Consider the following 21,624-nt stretch of genomic DNA (forward strand, 5'->3'; position numbering starts at 1 on the left):
CCGGCGACGACTATCGCAACGCTTCCGCTCCATCCATGTCCCGCATGGCCGCATCGCGGCACTGCGACGGCGTGACACCGAAGCGCCGGCGGAACAGCCGCGCGAAATACGCGGGATCGGAGAAGCCCGACTGCAACGCGAGGCGCGTAATGCTCGCCCCGTCTGCACCGGTCTGCGACAGCACGTCGTGGCACTTCTCGAGCCGCAGACGCTGGATCGTCGCCTGCGGACTTTCGCCGATCGACTCGAACGCCTGGTAGAGCGTGCGGCGGCTGACCTTCAACGCCGCTGCAATGCGGTCGGGCGACAGTTCGCCGTCGTCCAGGTGCCGGTGGATGTAGTGCTGCGCGTCACGCAACAGCGTGTCGCGGATCTTGCGCCGCGAAGCGGGCGCCGTACCGTCCGCAAAATCGAATTCCTCGGCGATCAGCGTCGGCACCAGCTCCAGCACGCCGAAGCGGCTGCGCGGATTCATCCGCCGGCCTTCGGCAATCATCGCCTGCAGGCTGGCGAGCGCGACGGCCGCGCCGCCCGTCGTCGGCATCGCCCGGCCGATCGCATGCCGCGCCAATGTCAGCAGTGCATCGTGATCGGCCACTTCGCACAGCATCGTGACGAATTCGCCGTGCGTATCGCTTTGAATCCAGTACGGGCTGCTCGCCTCGTACAGCGTGAAATGCCCGGGCGGCACGACCACGTCGCACGCGCGCCGTTCGAGCGTCGCGACCCCGCTCAGTTGCCAGATCACCTTGACGTAGCGGTGCTTCAGCGTCGTGCATGCGTCGCGCCCGATGGATGCACTGTGCGCGCTTGCCGAAATGCGCGCGACGCGACAGCGCGCATGGTCGAACACGTCAACGCTCGCGTCGAATTCGCCGGACCCACCGGCCTTCAGCTCCAGCGGAAAGAAGCGATGCCGGATCTGCTCCGACCAGCGCGTGATGCCGCCCTCCTGCCGGAGCGGCCGAGAACCCGAATCGATCATGACGTTCGTCTCCAGAAATATCCGGCTTTCAAGTCCGTCCGTTGACTGACCGCCTGCAGGTTCGTGCCGCAGGCGCGATGATCGACTCGCCCGACTTCCCGGTCGTGTTCGGCGACGCGTGCCTGTCATGCATCGAGGGGATCGGATCGAAGCGTACGACGCGCCCGCGCAAAAAAAAATTCGCATAACTCCCATGCATGGCCGGAACGCTACCTGACGCGGTAAAGATTTCACCTAGATGCACTGCACTCCTGACGGCTCTGCACGCAAATCCATGCGACCGGGATAACGGCGCGGCACCCTGCTGGCGGGCGGAAACCCGCTTTTGTTCGGGTTTCGTGCGACCGGCTCGCGCCGTCACGCACACCGCCCGGAGACAAACGGCGGCCGCTCGCGCGCCGCAGGAGGAGACAACCGATGAAACGACTACGCATTTCCCTGATGCTTGCCGCACTCGCCGCCGCGCATGGCGCCCAGGCCACCGAAGGCGGCGGCTCCGTGTACCCGACCGGTGCGGAAGGCTACCTGTGCTGCGCCCTGCCGCCGCCCGGGCTCTACGCGCTGATCTATGCCGAGCGCTACCACGCCGGCGAGCTGCGCGACAACGACGGCCGCAACGTCGCGCCGCCGGATTTCAGCATCACGGCCTATGCGGTCACGCCGCGGATCGTGTGGGTGACGCCGTACACGTTCGCCGGCGCGTCGCTGGCCATGCACGCGCTGCTCCCGCTCGTCACGCTCGACGTACATGCGGGCGGACAATCGCAGCGGCGGACCGGCATCGGCGACATGACGTTCGGGCCGGCGCTCGGCTGGCACGTCACGCCGACGCTCCACACGCTGCTCGCCGTCGATGTCTTCGCGCCGACGGGCCGGTACGACCAGAACGACCTGGCCAACATCGGCCGGAACTACTGGGCAATCCAGCCGATCGCGGGCCTCTCGTACGGCGGCCGTACCGGGCCGGTGTTCGACGCGAAGGTCATGTGGACCTTCAACCAGCGCAACCATGCGACGGACTATCAGTCCGGGCAGGAATTCATCGTCGACTATTCGGCGGGCTGGGGCTTCGGCAACGGGCTGACGGTCGGGGCGGGCGGCTATTTCTACCGGCAGGTGACGGACGATTCGCAGGCCGGGCAGACCATCGCCGGCAATCGCGGCCGTGCGTTCGCGATCGGCCCGTCGATCAAGTACGACAGCGGGAAGGGCTGGTTCGTGACCGCCAAATACCAGATGGAGACCGATGTGCGGAACCGCCCCGAAGGCGCGGCATTCTGGCTCAAGGCCGTGTTTCCGCTGTGACCCGGACGGATCCGCGCCGGCACCGGCCGGCGCGGCGGCGGCGCAGATCGCGCCTGCGCCGCGTGTTTCAGCGGCCGAGCAGCAGATCGGCGCCGCGCTCGCCGATCATGATCGCCGGCGCATTGGTGTTGCCGCTCGGCACCTGCGGGCAGATCGAGCAATCGATCACGCGCAGGTTCGCGAAGCCGTGCACACGCAGCGACTTCTGGTCCACCACCGAGGTCCGCGGGTCGGTGCCCATCCTGCAGGTGCCGGCCGGGTGGTAGACGGTCTTGATGTCCTGCCGCACGAATGCCTCGATCGCCGGCAGGTCGTCCGGATCGATCCGCGCCGGTGCGACGATCTCCTTCACGTGCGCCTGCAGCGCCTTCGCGGACAGGATCCGGAGCCCGGCCTGAACGGCACGGATCTGCCCCGCGAGGTCGGCCGGATCGCTGAGGAAGTTCGCGTCGATCGTCGGAAGATCCGCCGGGTCCTTGCTTCGCAGCAGTACCTGCCCGCGCGACTTCGGCTGCAGATGGCCGACCTTGACCGACATGCCGTGCTCGCTCGCCGGCGGCTTCTCTCCCGGCGTGTTGTCGAAATTGTCGAGCAGCGGCAGGAAATGGAACTGGACGTCCGGCCGCCCGGTGCCCTGCGTGTCGATGAATGCGCCGCCTTCGAGGATATTGCTGGTCAGCAGCCCGCTGCGGAAGCATTTCCATTGCAGGAAATGACGCATCGCCCTGAGCCCTTCGTTCTCGCCGTAAAGGCTGGTCGGCGTGCGGATCGACGCCTGCACCGACATGTGCAGATGATCGTGGAAATTCCTGCCGACCGGCAACGCGGCGACGGTATCGATCCCGAGCGCGGCGAGCTGCTCCGCCGGCCCGATGCCGGACAGCATCAGCACCTTCGGGCTGCCGATCGTTCCCGCACTCACGACGACCTCCTTGCGCACGCGCACCGACACCGGCGCATTGCCGTCCTCGCTGAATTCGACCGCCACCGCACGCCCCGCGTCGGTGCGAATCCGGTGCACGAGCGCACCCGTCACCACCTTCAGCTTCGCGTCGTCGCGTACCGATGCCAGATACGTGCGGGCCGTACTCGCACGCTCGCCGTTGCGCGTCGTCGTCTGGTAATAGCCGACGCCCTGCTGCACTTCGCCGTTGAAATCGTTGACGTAGGACAGCCCCATTTCCTGCCCGGCGCGGATGAACGCGGCCGTCAGCGGATGGCGATAGCGGTTCTCGCTCACGGGCAGCGGCCCCGTCTGGCCGTGATACGCGGGCCCCAGGCTTTCGTTCGCTTCGGCCCTCATGAAGTACGGCAGCACGTCGTCGTAGCGCCAGTCCGTGCAGCCCCACTGCGTCGCCCAGTCGTCGTAGTCCTCGCGCTGCCCGCGGATGTAGATCATCCCGTTGACCGAACTGCCGCCGCCCAGCACCTTGCCCTGCGCGATGATCATCCGGCGGCCGTTCGCGTTCGGTTGCGGCTCGGTCATGTAGGGCCAGGATTTCTTCTGGAACACCATCATCACGCCGCCCGGAATCCGGTGAAACGGATTGTCGTCGCGCGTGCCGGCCTCCAGCAGCAGCACCGAGCCGGCGTTCTGCTGAATCAGCCGCGCGGCCACGACGCAACCGGCGGAACCCGCGCCGATGACGACGTGATCGAAGGTCAGGTCTTGAGTAGTCATGTGTCTGTCGATTGGGGTAAGCGGGCCGGCAATGCGCGGCCCGTGGTCTCGTTGTTGTGTGATGACTCCACGCCGGAACGGGCGCGGCTACATCGCGATCGTGACGACCTTCTCTTCCAGGTACGCATCGAGCCCGCTCTGCGACAGGTCGCGCCCGAGGCCGCTGTCCTTGAAACCTCCCCACGGCAGCCGCGCATCGAGCGGGCTCCACGCATTCACCGCCACCGCGCCGACCCGCAGGCGGGCGGCCGTACGATGGGCGGTCGCGAGATCGCGCGTCCACACCGTCGCGGACAGCGCGTAGACGGTGTCGTTCGCGAGCGCGACGGCCTCGTCCTCGGTATCGAACGGGATGATGGTGCCGACCGGCCCGAACACCTCGTCGCGTGCGATGCGCATCGCCGGATCGACGTTCGCGAAGATCGTCGGCCGCACGAAGAAGCCTTGCGATGGCACCGGCTCGTCGCCCGCGACCAGCGTCGCGCCGTCGCGAAGCGCCGCTGCGATGTGCGTTTTCACGCGATCGGCGTGGCGCGCGCTGATCAGCGCGCCCATCTGCGTCGCCGGGTCGAACGGCGTGCCGACCTTGACCGAGCGCGCCGCATGCGCGAGCGCGCCGACGACGTCGTCGTAGTGGCGGCACTGCACGAGCACGCGCGTGCCGGCCGCACACGTCTGCCCCTGGTTGACGAACAGCCCCATTGCCACGCCCGCGACCGCCTGTTCGAGGTTCGCATCGTCGAAGATGATCTGCGGCGCCTTGCCGCCGAGTTCGAGCGTCAGGCGCTTGAACTGCGCGCCGGCTTCGCGCGCGATCGTCCGGCCGACCTCGGTACTGCCGGTGAAGCTGATCTTGTCGACGCCCGGATGATTGACCAGCGCGGCCCCGACCGATGCGCCGATGCCGTGCACGAGGTTCACGACGCCCGGCGGAAAGCCCGCCTGTGCTGCGAGGTCCGCCAGCGCGCCGACGGCGAGCGGCGCATCCTCGGACGGCTTGATCACGACCGTGCAGCCGGCCGCGAGCGCGGGCGCCAGCTTCCAGCACGCGATCATCAGCGGCGCGTTCCACGGCACGATCAGGCCGGCGACGCCGACGGCCTCGCGCACCGTGTAGTTGACGGTCGGGCGTCCCATGAAGCCGCCGGTCGGAATCTGCCGGCCTTCGAGCTTGTCGGCCCAGCCGGCGAAGTAGCGCAGCGTGTCGATCGACATCGGCAGGTCCATCATGCGCACTTCCATGGCCGGACGCCCCTGCTCGCGCGCCAGCAGCTCGACGAAGCGCTCCGCATCGTGTTCCAGCAGGTCGGCCAGCCGGTGCAGCAGCTTCGCGCGCGCGGCGCCCGGCAACCGGCTCCAGTGCCCGCCGTCGAATTCCGCGCGCGCCGCACGCACGGCCCGGTCGACGTCGGCTTCGGTGCCGGCCGCCACGCGCGCGAGCAGGTGTCCGGTGCACGGTTCGAATTTCTCGAACCACTCGCCGTGCACGGCGTCGCACGGCTCGCCTGCGATCAGGTGTTTGAGGGTGTAGTCGGCTGTCATGTCGCTGTCTCCAGATTCAAGGGCCGATCCGGGGCATGAGGGATCGGCCTGTCTGGCCCACTGTAGGACGCGGGTTCAAGCGACGCTGGGACATCCGTGCGCCGGATGCAGGATTCGCATGCATGCGCGCTGCCGGCAACGCGCGCAGGTGTAATCACGTGTAATTGATTCGACAACATCGTCAATCTAGCCTTGGGTTCGAACAGGAACGGCCCGATCGAACAACAGCGCCGCACGGCCCGGCAGGGGGAACCTCGATTTCGGCACAACGCGCACGTAATGAACCGGACGGCGGACGCGACGGCACACGCGATCCGTCACGACGCACCCACGCGCCATTTCAATCATCGATGAAGCGAACCGGCGGATGCGCATTGCGAAGCCGGGCCGTACGGCGTCGCAACGCAGGACCGTATCCGGTGTTCTGCCCCACTGACCATTGAACAAGCGGAGAAACGAATGAAAAGCCTTGGCACTTGCGTGGCGATCGCCTTGATGAGCTGTTGCGCCGGGTTCAGTCAGGCCGCTGCGGCGGAGACGACATGCACGGGATACGACCAGTGGTTTACGTCCACCGGCATCACCGAACCGGACTACCTCAATCCCCAGTTTCGGGATTCAAAGGATCCGAAGAACGAGAACTGCAATTTCCACAGATTCTCGTGGCACGCATTCCTGTGGCTGACCGACAAGTTCAATGGCGCGCCCCGCTTCGACAGCCTGTATTCCGATGCTGCCATCGACCCGAACGCGGCCGCACCCACCGAGCACGTCCTGGACGGCGTGCAGCAGGCGGAGTCGCTTGGCATCGTGGTCGACCGGAACGGCCGTGCGGTCTACACGAACATGTACATCAATTCCATCTATCGCGATTTCGTCATCTCCAACCGGCTGTACACGCGTACGGGCATGAAGAACGCCGCACCCAAGCTGGAGTTCTCGACCGGCGCGCTGTCGCTTAAGGCCGCGTGGAAGATCGTCGGCCCGAACGAAGACACGAGCCGCTTCTATACGACCACCGCGAAGATCCAGCTGCTCTCGAAAACGGGCAATACCGTCGGCATCCCGCCGCAACCCGGGACCGCCACCGTGAAGGTCGCGCTGGTCGGATTTCACATCGCGTGGGTCGTCGACGGTCATCCGGAGGCGATCTGGTCGACGTTCGAGCACGTCGACAACGCACCGGACTTCAAGCCCGACCAGCAACCGTCGCAGCCGGTCTCCGACAAGTCGTTCACGTTCTACAAGGCCGGCACCAAGGCGTCGGACTGCAACGTCAACAATGCGTCGCGGATGACGCTCAACGAACAGACCCAGACCCTGTCCCCGATCACGCAGGTCTGCCGGCAATTCCGGTTCGGCGGGGCAGACGCCATGAACATGGCCAACATCCAGGAGCTCAACAGCGACATCCTGGCCCGCCTGGTGAAACGCAACTCCGTCTGGCAGTACTACAAGGAAGTCGGCGCGGTCTGGATCAAGGATCCGCTTCAGCCGTTCGGCCCCGACTGGAGCCCGAATCTCGATCCCGGTCCCATCCGCGGCACACCGATGCTGTCCAATTCGGTCATCGAAACCTTCACGCAGAACCAGGTTTCGAAGCATCAATGCTTCAGCTGCCACAACTCGATGGCCGTCACCGATACCAACGACCTGACGCTCACGCTGCCGGGCAAGGAAATCAGCACCAGTCACATCCTGTTGCGCAAGTACATGGACAACCCGCAGATCCAGCGATAGTGCCGGCACGCATCCGCTTCAGTCCATCCGTGCAGGACGGCAACGTCCTGCACGACCGCCATCGAGCTTCCAGAGGCCCGTCATGTCAAACACGAAGTTACGCATCCATCCCGCTATCGGATTCGCACGCGTCGGCAGCAGTCCGGATTACTACATCGCGCCCGAGACCTCGGCCGGGCTGCCGATCGACGGGCAGCAAGCCCTCACCGGAGGATTGCCGATCAAGCCGGGCACGGAAAGCACACCGATCACCAGCGGCGAGCTGCGCGACGCCGCGGGCCGCCTCAAGCGGCAAGCCGCCCGCTTCAGGATCTATCAGTACGACGATGCGGCACTGGCGCACTATCCGTCCGGGTCGGGCACCGAAGTCGTGATCGGCTCGTCGGTGGACGGCAAGGTCGTGAAGGACATCGTGTGGACCGTGCACCTCGCCAACAAGAAGGCCAACTGCTGGATCATGGAGTCGAGTCCGGCGGGATTGCCCGCCTACGCCAACGGCGCCTACCCGCAGATCCGCAACGCGGGGTTTGCATCGTCGCTCGATCCGTCGAACCGGACGCGGCTGCAAAAGCTCGTCATCGATGCCGGGCCGCGCGCGATCAAGGCGTCCGCGGGCGGAACCGTCTCATTCGACCAGACCACGCGGCCCAGTTACGGCACGTCCACCGGTGGCGTGGCCGACGTGCCGCGCTACCCGATCTCGTTTCCGGCGACGGATGCTGCGAACCTGCCGCCCGGATCGGGCAGCAATCCGATCACCACGCTCGGCGAAATGACCACCGAACGGAACGGGCGGCTACTCGTGCTGGGTGCGTCCGGCCTCGCGTGCGGATTCGATGCCGATGGTCGCGCAACCGCCGACGCCGTGCTGGGGCAGGACGTCGACAACGACAACTGGTTCGACGACACCGGCGACGGCCCGGTCACCGCGTGGATCGTGTTCAGCGACGGTACCGTACGCGCTGCCGACAGCGGCGCGTGGGTGGTCTCGACCGATCCGTCCTATGCCCCCCAGACGAGAAACATCGTGACGCTGTGGGACGAGATCCTAACGACATGGATCGAGAATTTCGCGCTGCGTCCTGACATCTACGACGGCCATTACCGGACGGATTTCCGGCCGGCGTTCGACGAGCACGTCTTCCCGATCCTTCGCGCGGCATCCCTGCAGATGTGGAACACCAATCTGCCGGTCACGGCCATGAAGAGCCACGACAATATCGACAAGCTCACGGCTGCCAAGCCGCCCTTCAACATCATGTCGTTCATCCGGGACAGGGATACGAACTCACCGACGGCACAAGTCGGCTCGCCGCTGATGCCGCTCGCGCTGGGCGACAACCAGACGAGTTTCCTGACGCTGACCGCGGCACAACACTTTTTCGTCCAGCAATGGGCGAATGGTCTGTCCGAGCAAGCGACGCCGGCGTCGTACGGCCCCGGCGAAGCACTCGACCGGAACGTATTGTCGAACTGCCTCGGCGGGCGTTTCAGCCCCGGCATCGACCTGACGTTCATCGTCCGCGATCCGAAGCTGTACAACCCGAACTGGACGGCCGCCCGCGCAACGGGACCGGTGGTCGGCCCGTTCCGCATCAACATGCGCCCGCTCGACTACACGACCGTCAGCGCAAACCAGCCATTCCTTGGCGTCGGTTATTTCCCGCTGCGCGACAATCCGGTCGAGCCGGGCGATCTGTGCAAATTCATGGCGATCCCGTGGCACACCGACTACAACTCGTGCTCGACACATCTGCCCTCGCCCAATCCGGGTGGCGAGATCAAGCCGGACGGCAGCAACGTCTACAACGGCGTGGTGAACACGACCTTGTACTGGTCCTGGCCCGCGCAGCGGCCGGTGGCCGTCTACACCTACGACGACCTCGTCGCGAACCACGGCGAGCTGCCCGAGCAGCGCTATTCGTTGCGCGGGGAAGGCACGGCCGCCATTCAGCAGGATTCGACCAAGAAGTTCAATGCTCCGGCGATGAACGTCGGGCGATATCAGAAGCGCCTCGACATCCTGCTCAACTGGGACAAGATCGGCTTCGTTATCCAGGGTGTCGCGATCGACAAATACGACAGCAGCTATCCGCCGAACTACTACCTCGAAGTACAAAGCCTGTTCAAGAAGGACTACAGCAATCTCGTCCAGCCGTGGCCTAACACCGTGACCGACACGCTTCAGCCGCCCGACAACGGCTGAGGTCGCGAATGCGCGTCGAACAGGCCACACGAATGCCGGCCATCGAACGACCCGATGCGTCGGCTGCCAGCCAGGCCCGCTACCGGGTCGTCGTGATCGGCGGCGGGCCGGCGGGTAGCAGTTGCGCGCTGGCGCTGGCAAGGGCAGGCGTCACCGACATTCTGATCGTCGAAGCCGGTTCCTATGCCGCCCCGAAGATCGGCGAGAGCATTCCGCCGGAGAGCCGGATACTGTTCCGGTGCCTCGGCATCGACGCAGCCTTCATCGCGCAGGCGCATGAACCGTGCTACGGCAGCTGCTCGTACTGGGGCAGCGACAAACGCGGCTACAACGACTCCGTGCTGAACCCGCACGGGCACGGCTGGCATCTCGACCGGCGCAGGTTCGATGCATTCCTCGCGTCGCAGGCGCGCGCCGCCGGCGTCGAATTGCTGACTGGACACGCACTGCTCGCGTCCGAGCCGGACGACCCGTCCGGGTACCTGCTGGGAATCGGCCTCGCCGGACACGTCACGTCGAGGATCCACGCGGATTTCGTCGTGGACGCAAGCGGCACGCGTTCGGTATTTGCGCGCCAGCGCGGCGCAACACGACTCGATTCGAATCCGCTGATCTGCCTTGCGGCACGGTTTGTCCGACCGGATACGGGTTCGCCTGCTTCGATGCTGACCCACCTCGAAGCGGTCGAGCACGGCTGGTGGTACCTCGCGTCCGTACCGGATCATTCGGTCATCGCGATGTTCGCTACACATGCGCAGGCGGTCCGGACCATGCGTCTGCATCAGGCGGACCCATGGCATCGCATGCTGCGCGCCGCGCGGCACACCTGGCCGCTCATTTGCGAGCTGGGCCTCGATCTGTCCGGCCTGCATACGACATCGCATCCGGCGCCCTCCCGGCGTCTCGACCGGCTGCACGGCGATCGGTGGCTCGCGATCGGCGATGCCGCGTCGGCCTACGATCCGATCATGGCGCAAGGCATCGTCAAGTCGTTGTCGAACGGCGTCGCGGCAGCGGAGGCCATCCGGAAACGACTGGACGGCGATACTCATGCGCTGCCGGCGTTTTCGCAGATGGTGCACGAGCAATACCGGCGCTACCTGCAGATCCGGCATCACTTCTACAGCCTCGAACAGCGGTGGCCGGCATCGCCATTCTGGAAGCAGTGCACAGAATCGCCGATTCCGGGATGACGGCGGGTCACGGCATGCGGCGCTTCCGGTCAGCCGACGCCGCCGCGCACCGCATCACACACTCGCTGTAACCACGTGTAATCGATTCGCGATGCAATTCTTCTTAAGCTGTCCTGACTCTTCCGCGAGCCTGGTTTCTCGACGGGCGCCGCTTCGCAGGACGAGAGGGGTGACGGCGCGACGAGCGTCGCCAATCGGCAACGTGTTCCGCCAACGACAAAGCGTAAAAGGAGCTGAAATGTCTCATGTCTTGAGCACCTACAACATCGTCGACGTGCTGACTGCCTTCGACGTGGAAAAAATCCTGGGCTATCAAAAGCCGGGCGATCAACTCAGTCCGGACCCGACGAACCCGACGATCCTGCCGAACAACGGCTACGACGAGGTCTACATGATCACGACGGACCGGAACGTCATTTCCGGCCAGGCCGGGAGTAATTTGAGCATGCGAGTCGAGGTCAACGACATCGTCCGGTGGCGCACGATCTCGCTGACCGACGTGGCGGACTACAAGTGCTTCATTCACACGTTCAAGTTCATCGGCATCAACGATCCGGACAAGTCGCCGCTGTCGATCCCGATATTCGAACACACCTTCCCGAACGAGCCCGATCCCGCGCCGGGCTGGCCGAACAACGGCGTGCAGCAACGATCGAGCTCGGACTTCTACTGGCAGGCCACCGCGCGACTCAAGGGTTCGGCGACCTACACGTTCGTCGTGGCCGTGTACAAGCGCAACGGCAATCCGTTGGGCTACTTCAAGTGGGACCCGTCGATCACGATCCTCGACTGAAGTCAAACGCGTACCATGCGGCCGCGCGATCACACGCGCCGCTACCCGGCAGTTTTCTCAACGTTATTACCCGAAAGGAACCGTCATGTCCCAGATCCTGAGTACCTTCAACATCATCGACGTGCTGACCGCATTCGACGTCGACGAAATCCTGAGAAAGAACAACAACGTGCTCAGCACGAAACCGGACCAGCCGACTTTTCTCGGGAACAACCCCGATACGGTCTACATGATCACCACGCTGGCCAACGCGGCGTATGGCTACGGGCAGGGCCCGCTGCAGGGCGTGAACCAGGGTGAAGCCGGCAGCAATCTGCGGATCAAGGCCGACGTCAACGACGTGATCCGCTGGCGCACCGTGTCGCTAACCGACGTGGCCGACTACAAGTGCTTCCTGTATCGCTTCACGGCGATCAGCGGCAACCTGCTGAGCCAGGTGTCGTACCTCACCGCCAACGTCACGGAGCCTTACCCGGCAGCGGGCTGGCCCGACAGCAACCGCGTGAACGAAGAGCCGCGCGCGGATTACTACGCGCAGGCCACCGTGCTCCGGCCCGGCACCGAAACCTACAAGTTCGTCGTCGCCATTTACGATCGGCACGCGCAACTGAAGGGCTACGTCTACTGGGATCCCTACATCACCGCCAACAACCGCTGATCCCGGACGGGCGCCTCGACAGGGCCGGTGCAGGCTTCGCACGAGGCGCCCGGCGACACCGGGCGGACCGGTCCGCCCGATGGCGTTTGTCGACATGAACAGCGCGGCGGTCGGATCACAGAAACAGCAGCGCCGGATTCAGCGCCGTTTCGTCGCACGGCTGCGCGCGCCAACCCCGCTCCACCGGCACCGAATAAAGCCGCCGCGCCCCGAAACGCGGCCAGAAATGGCACAGCCCCGGCGCAATGACCTGCACCACGCACAAGCCGATATCGGGCCTCGTCTTGTCGACGACCAGCACGTCCATGCCGGCCGCCGCGATGCGCGCGGTGCAATCCGCGAGCGTCGCCGGCAACGACGCGGCATCGAACGGCTGCCACGACGTGCCTGTCGTTGCGGGCGCACCCGTCGCCGGATACAGGAATCCGGTTTCCGACAGCTTGTCGCGATCCCACGGATGCGGCGCATCCGCTGCGATATCGAGCAACTGGTTGACTTCGGTCAGTGCGCGCTGCACCGCGATCCTGCCGTCGGGATGACAGCCGAACCCGATCGAGAAACGCCCGTCCTGCGGATTCTCCGCGAGCGCGGCCACGGTCGGCACGCCGAGATCGGTGGTGATGTCGAGCGCCCACACGCGCCATCCGAACGTCGCGTATTCGTGTACGAGCGCATCGAAATACGCATCGCGGAAACTCGCGAGATCGATGCCGGGGCGGGCGATCCGGTTGTACCACCAGATCGCGACCGCATCGCGCTCGATCAACTCGAGCATGCCCTGCAGAATCGCCTCGTCGATGCTCGAACCGGCCGCGCAGCCGTTCGGGTTGTGCACGCAGGCGGCCGGGGCCTGCGCACTGCCGGGCGCTTCCGCATAGCAGTAGCTCAGCGGCACGAGGCGGCACTCGCCGTTCACGAGCGACCACGCCGGCGTCCAGTCGATGACGTCGTGCGACGTGAAGCGCGGCGGCACCTGCTTGCGGACATCGCGGGTCAACGCATTGATCGCGTCGCGCGCGTCGAATTGACGTTCGCTGAATTGCTGAAGATCGTTCACGTGGATGGGCTCGGCATCGCAGGCCGGATCGGCCGCGAGGCTTTCGATGCTGCCGGTCAACGTCGCCTCGTCGCCCTGATACACGCTGCTGAAGCGTTCGAGCGCCTCGCACAGTGCGCTCACGCGGGCTTGCTCGTCGGTGCGGCCCTTGCCGGAGCAGATCCGGTCGAACCGGTTGCTGTCGGGCACCGCGGCCGGGCACACGAGGAAGCCCGACGCATAGACCTTGCGCAGGCCCGCGTGCCGCTTCGGCATCGGATGCAGATACGCGATCGCACCGCTGACCGGCGAGATCAGATGCGCGTGACGCTCGAACACCTGTTGCGGATCGGCGGTCCGGTAGCCGCCGTCGGCGCGCGCCAACGGCGCATGCGCGGCAAGCCGCGGCGCACGCGCCGCCTGCTCGCGCATCCATGCGGGATTGCCGCAGCACGTGCATTGCGGGCGCCGGATCACGCGGTGCCGTTCGGTGGCCAGCGTGTCGATGCGCTGCACGACGATATGCGCGTGCAAGCGTTCCGCCACCGCGCGGTTGGCCGCGATCTGCTCGACCGTCGCCGCGACGAGCGCCGCCGTCGCCGCGGCCCCGGCACGCGACGCGGCCGGCGGCAGGCGCGTCGCGTCGCTGCCGTGATGGTGCGCCAGCAGCGCCTCGACCGGCCGGTTGACGCGAATCCAGTAGCGCACGCATTCGATGCACGGCGCATCGGCACCGGCCAGCAACGGCCCGATCAGCGTCTGCACGCCACCGCCGGCCACGACGAGCAGCGCGCCGCCGCGCGCCGTCACGCGGGCGGCACACGCGGCAAGATCGTCGCGATCGTGCGTATCGGCGACTGCAACCGTAAGTTCCGCATCCGGCACGACATCGATGCCGGCCGCGTCGAACGCGCGCCGCAGCGCCGTGCCGTCGGCCCCGAAGGTTTCCACCGCGACGCGCAGTTGCGCGACACGTGCACACGCCGCGTCGCCGTCGAGTCCGGCACGCTCGAAGAAGCCGCGCGCCGCATCGTCATCGTGCGGCGGATCGGCGCGCACGTACCCGCGGCGCACCAGGTGATCGAGCCGTGCGAGCACGTCCCATTCGCCGAACGTGCCGGCCAGCGACGTCACGATTTCGGTGATCGTCATGCGCGCCCGCAGGCACGCGGCGATCCGCACGTAGATCGCGCCGGACAGCATCGCGCGCCTGAATTCGTCGACGACGAACAGGGTTTCGGGCCCCGCATCGAGCACGAGCAAATGCGGCTTGAAGCGCAACACGCGCGAAAGGTCGTCGAGCATCGTCTGGTTCCGTGCGATGGATCGGAAAAACGTTGCGCGGCCCGGGCACCCGCCCCGGGCCGCGCAATGGTGCGCGGTTCAGCCGCGCCCGGTCAGCAACAGGTGAACAGGTAACACGGCCCCGCGTCGCAGTAGGCCGCGAGTGCAACGGCCTCCTCGTCCAGGTTCGTCGGCTGCTCCGGTATGCCGACCGTCATCGCGTTGCGCGGCAGGTTCCAGCTCCCGCCGCCTTTCCCGTCGCTCGTCCAGCCATGGTCGCCGTCCGTCTTCTCGATCTCGATGTCGATGATCCACGGGCACTGGTAACCGAAGTATTTCGCGAGCGTATCCAGCGGCTTGTCCAGCAGTTCGCCCTTGAACGCCGGATCCCGCCATGAAAGCGCGATCGCACGCAGATAGACCTTCTGGAATTCCAGCATCGATTCGAGCGTCGGATTAGCGTTGTCCTTTGACATGTCGGTTTCCCCGGAGTCATTCCATGATGGTGATGTGGCTCGCGTTGTACGCGGCCAGGGCCTGCGCGAATTGCGCCTCGTCAGCCGGCGCGGGTGGCAAGTACAGCGTGAGCCTGTTTTTCTGGCCGCCCGTCCAGTCGCCGTTGACGGTCGGCGTCCACTCCGACGATTTGATCTGCACCTTCAGGTCGAGCTTGAACGGAAAGTGATAGTCGAAATGCTCGCGCAACGCGTGGACCGGGTCGGTCTCGAGCTCGTCGAGAAATGCCGGGGAATGCCATGCGAGGGCGATTGCCCGGATGACGGTCGCGCGGTATTCGAGAAACTGTTCGTACGTCGGTAATCGAAGATCCTTGCTCATCGGTCTGCTCTCCTGAATGACGAATGGAACTGCTTACGGCAACGACTGCAACGTCGCTTCGGCGAGCCTGGCGATCCGGCCCATGCCCGCCGTCGTTGCAATTTCGACTGCGCGCCGGCACGCGTCCAGCGCAGCCACGCCCCCGCAACGCGGATCGGCCCGGCGCAAGTACTCGCACTGCTTCAGCAACAGCTGGGCTTCGTAATACCGTTCCCCGGTCGACTCGCACCATGCGAGGCACTGCCCGATCTGCGCGAGCGCGGCGCCGTAGTCGCCGCGTCCGGCATCCAGCTCGGCAAGCAGCGACGCGTAGTAGGTCAGCCCCAGCAGGCCACCCGACTGCCGCTGCGCATCGAGATGCGCGACGACGCCCGCGCGATCGTCCAGCGCCCACGCATGAATGATCGCGGCGTAATGCCCGACCGCGCGCAGCCGGTGCGCGTCCGACAGGCGGAGGATCGCTTCCGACAGCGATCGCGCCGCGTCGCGATCGCCTGCGAGCTGGTACGTGCGCGCGAGGTACATCATCGTGACGCCGAGCGTCGGCAGATGGTCGAGACACGTCGCGCAATACACGGCTTCGCGCGCCATCGCGAGCGTCGGCTGCGGGTCGTCGTCCATGCACCAGCGCACGCTCGCGAGCGATGCCATCGCCCAGGCGCGCGTATCGAGGCCCAGGATGCGCCGGTGGCCCGCGTCGCGCCGCACGTCGTAGCCGGCCAGCACGGCGTCGAACGCGGTACGGGCGCGCGCAAAGTGACCGTCGACCCACAGGCTCATGCCGCGCATCGCGTCCGCCGCGACCTGGACGCCCGCATCGCCGCGCTCGGTCGCGAGTGCATCGAGCCGCAGGCCGATCGCGCGCACGGTGGGGCGATCGCCTGCCACGTGGTAGTAGGTCGACAACGTCCACAACGCGCTGATTTCGAGCTCCGGATCGTCAAGCGTCTGCATGTGCCGCAACAACTGCTCCGCATGCTCGCGCACTTGCGGATCGGCCCAACCGAAGCGCGCCATCGTCGCGTGCGTCAGCGTGGTGCGGATACGCGCACTGTCGTGCTCGCGCTGCGCGTGGTCGGCGTGGTCGAGCCACCCGAACACGGCCTGCCCGTAGCGGATCGCGTCGTCATACCGGGCGCGTTCGAGTGCACGGCGCGCGGCGTCGATGCCGTGGGCGATCGCATCCGCGCAAGCGCCTGCGCGTGCGAAGTGTCCGGCGACGCCGAACGCGTGCGCGCCGGCACCGCGATCGGCTTGCCGGACCAGCGCGCAGCCGACACGCGCATGGTTGTCGCGCCGCACGGCAGGCGGCATGGATTCGTACGCCGCGTCGCGAATCAGCGCATGACGGAACGCATAGAACACGCGATCGCGCCGGTGTTGCGCATACACGATCCGCTCTTCGAGCAGCAGCCGCAGATGCGCGTCGAGCGTCGTCCGGTCGTGCGACGATGCCTCCGCGAGCAGTTGCGCATCCACCTCGAGCCCGATGGTCGCGGCGAGCTGCGCGGTGTCGCGCGCGTCGTCGATCCGGTCGAATGCAAGGCCGAGCATGCCGCCGAGACTGAGCGGGAGCGGATTCGGGTCGGTTGCCCACGGCCCGGCGAGCGAGCCGTCCGCGCCGCCCAGCGCCAGTTCGCGCGCGACGGCCTCGATGAAGAGCGGAATGCCCGCCGTACGATCGGCGAGCCGGTCGAGCCACGCCGGATCGAACGTGCCCGGGCCCAGATGCGCCGACATCAGGCGCTGCGCATCGTCGCGCGGCAGGCGGCGCAGCACCAGGCGATCGGTCGTGTCGCGCCAGCGGGCGAGCTTGTCGGGGCGCGACGTGAGCACGATGCACAGTGCCGCCGCACGCGGCGAGCGCTGCAGATACGCAAGAAACGCGTCGGTCGAGCGATCGATCCACTGAACGTCCTCGATCACGAGCAGCACCGGCGCGCCATTGCCGAGCGACACGATCAATTGCTCGAGGACATCGAACAGCGCGTGCTGCTCGCGGACGCTCGACCACAGGAACCCGCCCGCCTCGCAGGGCAGCCCCAGCCAGGTCGCAAGCGCAACCCGGGCTGCCGCGTGATCGCAGTCGAGCGGCGCGATCATCGCGTCGATCGCCGCGAGCGCGACGCCGGGCGCGCTGTCGGCATCGATATGCCAATGCGCGCCGATGAACCGCAGGACCGGGAACAGCGCATGGTTTTCCCGCTCGGGCAGGCACCCGCAATGCGCGAACGCGTGGCCGCGGGTCCGGACGGCCTCGCACAGCTCGTGCACGAGCCTCGACTTGCCGAAGCCCGCGTCGCCGACGACGAGCCGCGGCACGCCGTGCGCCGCAGGCTCGCCGCGCAGCGCGCGACGATGGCGCCCTTGCGTCTCGCGCCACACGCGCAGCAGCGCATCGAGCTCGCGCGCGCGGCCGACCATGGGTGTGCGCATGCCGGCGTCGAGCGAATCGAACGGCGTATCGGCGTGCCGCTCGCCGAGCAGTTCATGCACCGGCTGCGACACGAGGCCCGCCCGCGCGAGCCGCAATGCGGACGGCCGCGAATCGGCATGCCGTTCGAGCACGAGCCGCGCATCGTCGCTGATCAGGACCTGTCCTGGCCCGGCCAGCCGCAACAGCCGCGACACCGCGGCGGACGTCGATACGCCCGACATGTGCGCCGCATGCGCGAGCACCTGCCCGACATGAATCGCGGCGGCCACTTCGACCCGCCAGCTGTCTTCTGCACCGGCCACACCGCCGGCAGCCGTCGGCACCGGCAGCCGTGCGCGCTCGGCGGCTCGCACCATGTCGAGCGCCGCCCGCGCCGCGCGGCGCGCGGGCCGGTCGATGTCGCCTTGCAGGCCGAAGTGGAACAGCAGCGTGTCGCCGAGCCGCCCGCCCGTGTGCGCACCGTAGCCGACGGCGATATCGGCGCACTTCGTCAGCCACTGTTCCTCGTAGCCGTCGAGCGCATTGCCGTGCTCGGTTCCCGCATGGCGTTGCCGGCCCTCTCCGGCGATCGTCACGCAACAGCACAGCGTGGTGATCTGGCGGTATTCGCCGACCGCGGCGATCGTCTCGCCGTGCTGCGCGGGCGGACGCGAGCGCATCTGCCTGCCGGCATCGAACTGACCGACGAGCGCCGCGAAGTTGAGCGCACGAAACTGCGCCGCGAGCGCGTCGGCCGACGCCGCACGCTGCAGCGGATTCTTGTTCAGTGCGTGCCGCAATACCGTACCGAGCGGATGCGACGCGATCGACGGCGGGAGCGCGACATCCACCGGGCTCAGTTGCTGATAGAGGATGTCCGCCACGCTTGCGCCCTGCATGACGACATCGCCCGTCAGGCATTCGATCACGATCAGGCCCCACGCATACAGGTCGCTCGCAGGCGTCGGCGGCTCGTTGCGCAACTGCTCCGGCGCGCAATAGGGCGGCGAGCCGAGCACCTCGGTCGCGAGCGTCACGGTCTGGCGCGCGATGTCGTCGGTACCGGGCAGCAGCGCACCGATGCCGAAATCGAGAAGCTTCGCGTGGGGCCCGTCATCGGCCGTCGCGATCACGATGTTCTGCGGTTTCAGATCCCGATGCACGATGCCGCGACGATGCGCGGCCGCGAGCGCGTCGAGCACCTCCGTCATCAATCGCCCGGTGTCGACGGCCGACAGCGGCCCGTCCGTTGCGAGCCGGTCGCGCACGGTCCGGCCCTCCACCAGTTCGAATACGGCGAACAGCCGCCCGTCGGGCGCTTCGCCCTGATCCAGCAGCGCGACGATGTTCGGATGCCGCAGCGCCTCGCACAGGCTCGTCTCGCGCCGGAAGCGCGCACGCCGGCGCATGCGCTCCGCCGCGGTCAGCGCCGCATCGTCGCGCATCAGCTTGATCGCAACGTCTTGCCCCGTCTCGGCGCAGGTCGCGCGAAACACCACGCCGTTGCCGCCTTCGCCGAGCAGCGCGCCGAGCCGGTAGTGCCATGTGCCGGCAAGCGCCGCGAACGGCGCTGCGTGCCATCCCGGTTTGGCGACGTCCGGCCCGGCGGACGAGCGGGCTACCGTTGAAGACATGGCCGTCTCCCCCGCGTTCACGAGTAATGGACGACCGGGCCCGGCGCCGCACGCGGCACGCCGATACGCGGCCCGGCGGCCGGCACCGACTCGCATTCGAGATGCTCGCCGCGCATGATCCGGAACGGAAAATCGCCGAAGCGCACGCTGCCGCGCCGGCGCTCGACGAGCTGGCTCGCGCCCAGCCCCGGCAAGGCCGCGAACTGGCTCCGCGCGCGATGAATCTGCACGTTGACATGGGACGTATCGATGCCGAGCATGCGCGCGAGCCGGTCGAGTTCGATCCACCCTTGCGTGGCGGCGTCGAAGCCGGCCTGCATGTCGGCCGAACGGGCACGGGCGAGCGTGACGAGGCTGTAGTGATGCGCGCGCTCGCCGAGGTCGACCACGCCGCCGCGGACATGCAGCAGCATGCGCACGTGCTCCTCGTTCCGGCTGACGAAGAATTCGAGCATCTGCGCCGGCGCGACCGGATCGACGGGTGCGGCAAGCATCACCGTCGAGCCGTTGCGCGCGAGTGCGAGGCGCCACGTGAAGTCGCCGGTCGACACTTCGTCGCCGTCATGGAGCGCACGCGGCGGCAACGTGTCGTCGCACAGCCATTCGCCGGCCGGCGAACGGATGATCGTGACCGGCTGGGCGGCCGGGGCAGGCAGGCTCTGGCGCGGTGCGAGCACGATCGGCGCCGCGGCGCCCCGTATCGGCCACAGCGTGTCGGCCGGATCGTCGAGCGACTCGACCCGCCAGGGCGCCACCCCGGCCCTGCCGAAGCGGATCACGTCGCCTTGCCGCAGCACCGCGTGCTCGCCGTCGCGCAACGACACGCCGGAGACCGACGTGCCGTTGCTGCTGTGATCGTGAAGCTCCCAGAGGCCGCCGACCCAGCGGATATGGGCATGGACACGGGACACCGACCCGTCCCGGATGACCGTGTCGCAACGTGCATCGTCGCGACCGAACACGTGATACGCGCGGAGCAGGCACGCTTCGCCGGAAGAATCGTTCTTGAGTATCGCCATGGCCGCCCCGTGTCGGATTCGCCCGGTTCGCTCGAGTGACGCATCGACGCTACCGGGCAAGCGATTGATTCAATGACCGCGAACAGTGCCGATCGTCCGCGCCTCGTTTCCTGTTGTCTGGCCAGTTTCCTTTCAAATCATTGCCCGGTCGCCGTGCGTCATTTCAGTAAATTGAATGGTCGAGCGCTTTGTTGTTTTAAAACCGGACAACTTGATGAAAATCCTGCCAAATAAAATCATGGGCCGCAACCGGAATAACCGGTTCGCGATTTTATATTGCAATGCTTTACATTTTCGGTGAATTTCCGGATCGCAAATAAAGGGTCGAAATTCGTCATCAGCGCCCAAACCGCCGCCACACATGCGCTATCCAGTGATGACGACATTGAATGACGAGATTAATTTAATGACCTTTGCTGTCGCGGACGTTTTGTTTGATCGGGCGAAAATAAAATAAATCATTTCGATAAATTAAATAATGTCCATTGATGTTTTTATAATTTCCATTAATTAAATTATTCAGAAATCCTGCTGTGCGACGGCGAAAGTTTCGCAAGCGTGTCGGCACCCGCGTATCCGGTCTATGGGTTGAACGACAGCAACACCGGATCCGGCATCGACCGTCCTCCGGTCGCCGGAGTCGACTCGCCTGCGACATCGTTGGCGTTCATCGACGGAAATCCTCACCGCAAGCACTCCGGCACAGCTGTAGGGTCGCAAAAAAGATGACCTCCGCGGCCCATACAAATCAATGACTTGGTCATCTTTTCTGCAAATTTCCTCGCGAGGATGCGGCAGAAAAGATGGCCTTTCCCTACAGAATTCGCAGAAAGTTGGCCCCAGATCGAAGCCCTGTCTAGAAGTTTTTGAAAATCAGAGACTTACGCTCAGGGTGGGGCCCAAGAAAAGGTAGCACTCATGGATCGAGACGGCCCGACCTACGCCACATACGAGTTGCCGATGCCCTGCTCGCTTGAGGTTCACGGCCCAATGGCAAGCCTGTGTGCGCTATAAATATGCGCATGGTATGCAAACAGTGAAGGGCTACGATCGTAGATACGATGATTTCGTATCTGTTTTGCTCCCGGAAACAAGAAATTTGCTAAGAGAGTGAGATAGCTCTCGGTCGTACCGGCTGAGGATTCTATGAACTTGGGCAGCAAGCGACATTGGTCCTAGTTCCGAATAGCGGTAGAAAAGTCGCGTGCGGTGCCATAGGTCCGATCAACCAGCTAAGCAGAATTCCTCGGTTGCCGCCACATCGGCGTTCGGATGACCGCTCGGGGCAGACGTTT

General features: G+C 66.0%; 14 protein-coding genes. 6 read left to right on the forward strand and 8 right to left on the reverse strand.

Features of this window, described 5'->3' with window-relative positions; genetic code table 11:
• Positions 1-10: 10 nt before the first annotated feature.
• Positions 11-985 carry a helix-turn-helix domain-containing protein gene (locus AC5LXK_RS31635; protein WP_493392577.1) on the reverse strand — a complete coding sequence of 325 codons (975 nt, stop codon included), beginning with the start codon at positions 983-985 and terminating at the stop codon, positions 11-13.
• A gap of 417 nt (positions 986-1,402) precedes the next feature.
• On the opposite strand from AC5LXK_RS31635, the gene AC5LXK_RS31640 reads away from it, so the two are divergent.
• Positions 1,403-2,290, forward strand: a complete 888-nt coding sequence (locus AC5LXK_RS31640) for a SphA family protein (RefSeq protein WP_493392578.1) — start codon at positions 1,403-1,405, stop codon at positions 2,288-2,290.
• A 67-nt stretch (positions 2,291-2,357) separates the two neighbouring features.
• Here the strand turns inward: AC5LXK_RS31640 and AC5LXK_RS31645 are convergent, their stop codons facing one another.
• Both AC5LXK_RS31645 and AC5LXK_RS31650 read right to left on the reverse strand, forming a co-directional pair.
• Positions 2,358-3,971 (reverse strand): GMC family oxidoreductase, encoded by a 1,614-nt coding sequence (locus AC5LXK_RS31645; protein ID WP_493392579.1) that lies wholly within the window; start codon positions 3,969-3,971, stop codon positions 2,358-2,360.
• Between the two features lie 87 nt (positions 3,972-4,058).
• Positions 4,059-5,513 (reverse strand): aldehyde dehydrogenase family protein, encoded by a 1,455-nt coding sequence (locus AC5LXK_RS31650; protein WP_493392580.1) that lies wholly within the window; start codon positions 5,511-5,513, stop codon positions 4,059-4,061.
• Between the two features lie 459 nt (positions 5,514-5,972).
• Here AC5LXK_RS31650 and AC5LXK_RS31655 point away from each other — a divergent pair, with 459 nt between their 5' ends.
• The 5 genes from AC5LXK_RS31655 (at position 5,973) to AC5LXK_RS31675 (ending at position 12,103) form a co-directional block, all read left to right on the forward strand.
• On the forward strand, positions 5,973-7,253 hold the full coding sequence (locus AC5LXK_RS31655) for a hypothetical protein (RefSeq protein WP_493392581.1): 1,281 nt from the start codon (positions 5,973-5,975) through the stop codon (positions 7,251-7,253).
• A gap of 82 nt (positions 7,254-7,335) precedes the next feature.
• Entirely contained in the window at positions 7,336-9,459 is a 2,124-nt protein-coding gene (locus AC5LXK_RS31660) for a LodA/GoxA family CTQ-dependent oxidase (protein ID WP_493392582.1), read from the forward strand.
• Between the two features lie 32 nt (positions 9,460-9,491).
• On the forward strand, positions 9,492-10,652 hold the full coding sequence (locus AC5LXK_RS31665) for a tryptophan 7-halogenase (RefSeq protein ID WP_493392583.1): 1,161 nt from the start codon (positions 9,492-9,494) through the stop codon (positions 10,650-10,652).
• A 238-nt stretch (positions 10,653-10,890) separates the two neighbouring features.
• A complete protein-coding gene (locus AC5LXK_RS31670; protein WP_493392584.1) occupies positions 10,891-11,445 on the forward strand; it encodes an AidA/PixA family protein in 555 nt (184 codons plus the stop codon).
• 85 nt (positions 11,446-11,530) lie between these two features.
• Positions 11,531-12,103, forward strand: a complete 573-nt coding sequence (locus AC5LXK_RS31675; RefSeq protein ID WP_493392585.1) for an AidA/PixA family protein — start codon at positions 11,531-11,533, stop codon at positions 12,101-12,103.
• A gap of 115 nt (positions 12,104-12,218) precedes the next feature.
• Here the strand turns inward: AC5LXK_RS31675 and AC5LXK_RS31680 are convergent, their stop codons facing one another.
• The 5 genes from AC5LXK_RS31680 to AC5LXK_RS31700 form a co-directional block, all read right to left on the reverse strand.
• Entirely contained in the window at positions 12,219-14,444 is a 2,226-nt protein-coding gene (locus AC5LXK_RS31680) for a TOMM precursor leader peptide-binding protein (RefSeq protein ID WP_493392586.1), read from the reverse strand.
• A 92-nt stretch (positions 14,445-14,536) separates the two neighbouring features.
• On the reverse strand, positions 14,537-14,899 hold the full coding sequence (locus AC5LXK_RS31685) for a BMA_0021/BMA_0022 family TOMM bacteriocin (RefSeq protein ID WP_493392587.1): 363 nt from the start codon (positions 14,897-14,899) through the stop codon (positions 14,537-14,539).
• Between the two features lie 16 nt (positions 14,900-14,915).
• Entirely contained in the window at positions 14,916-15,260 is a 345-nt protein-coding gene (locus tag AC5LXK_RS31690) for a BMA_0021/BMA_0022 family TOMM bacteriocin (RefSeq protein ID WP_493385651.1), read from the reverse strand.
• Between the two features lie 33 nt (positions 15,261-15,293).
• On the reverse strand, positions 15,294-19,310 hold the full coding sequence (locus tag AC5LXK_RS31695; RefSeq protein WP_493392588.1) for a TOMM system kinase/cyclase fusion protein: 4,017 nt from the start codon (positions 19,308-19,310) through the stop codon (positions 15,294-15,296).
• A 17-nt stretch (positions 19,311-19,327) separates the two neighbouring features.
• Positions 19,328-20,329, reverse strand: a complete 1,002-nt coding sequence (locus AC5LXK_RS31700) for an FHA domain-containing protein (protein ID WP_493392589.1) — start codon at positions 20,327-20,329, stop codon at positions 19,328-19,330.
• Positions 20,330-21,624: the final 1,295 nt, after the last annotated feature.

Source organism: Burkholderia pulmonis (assembly GCF_984667975.1).

Bases quoted from the DNA above. Each gene is read 5' to 3' on its own strand.
- AC5LXK_RS31650 (WP_493392580.1), bottom strand. From the start codon at position 5,513: ATGACAGCCGACTACACCCTCAAACACCTGATCGCAGGCGAGCCGTGC.
- AC5LXK_RS31670 (WP_493392584.1), top strand. From the start codon at position 10,891: ATGTCTCATGTCTTGAGCACCTACAACATCGTCGACGTGCTGACTGCC.
- AC5LXK_RS31690 (WP_493385651.1), bottom strand. From the start codon at position 15,260: ATGAGCAAGGATCTTCGATTACCGACGTACGAACAGTTTCTCGAATAC.
- AC5LXK_RS31655 (WP_493392581.1), top strand. From the start codon at position 5,973: ATGAAAAGCCTTGGCACTTGCGTGGCGATCGCCTTGATGAGCTGTTGC.
- AC5LXK_RS31700 (WP_493392589.1), bottom strand. From the start codon at position 20,329: ATGGCGATACTCAAGAACGATTCTTCCGGCGAAGCGTGCCTGCTCCGC.
- AC5LXK_RS31660 (WP_493392582.1), top strand. From the start codon at position 7,336: ATGTCAAACACGAAGTTACGCATCCATCCCGCTATCGGATTCGCACGC.
- AC5LXK_RS31685 (WP_493392587.1), bottom strand. From the start codon at position 14,899: ATGTCAAAGGACAACGCTAATCCGACGCTCGAATCGATGCTGGAATTC.
- AC5LXK_RS31640 (WP_493392578.1), top strand. From the start codon at position 1,403: ATGAAACGACTACGCATTTCCCTGATGCTTGCCGCACTCGCCGCCGCG.
- AC5LXK_RS31680 (WP_493392586.1), bottom strand. From the start codon at position 14,444: ATGCTCGACGACCTTTCGCGCGTGTTGCGCTTCAAGCCGCATTTGCTC.
- AC5LXK_RS31675 (WP_493392585.1), top strand. From the start codon at position 11,531: ATGTCCCAGATCCTGAGTACCTTCAACATCATCGACGTGCTGACCGCA.
- AC5LXK_RS31665 (WP_493392583.1), top strand. From the start codon at position 9,492: ATGCCGGCCATCGAACGACCCGATGCGTCGGCTGCCAGCCAGGCCCGC.
- AC5LXK_RS31695 (WP_493392588.1), bottom strand. From the start codon at position 19,310: ATGTCTTCAACGGTAGCCCGCTCGTCCGCCGGGCCGGACGTCGCCAAA.
- AC5LXK_RS31645 (WP_493392579.1), bottom strand. From the start codon at position 3,971: ATGACTACTCAAGACCTGACCTTCGATCACGTCGTCATCGGCGCGGGT.
- AC5LXK_RS31635 (WP_493392577.1), bottom strand. From the start codon at position 985: ATGATCGATTCGGGTTCTCGGCCGCTCCGGCAGGAGGGCGGCATCACG.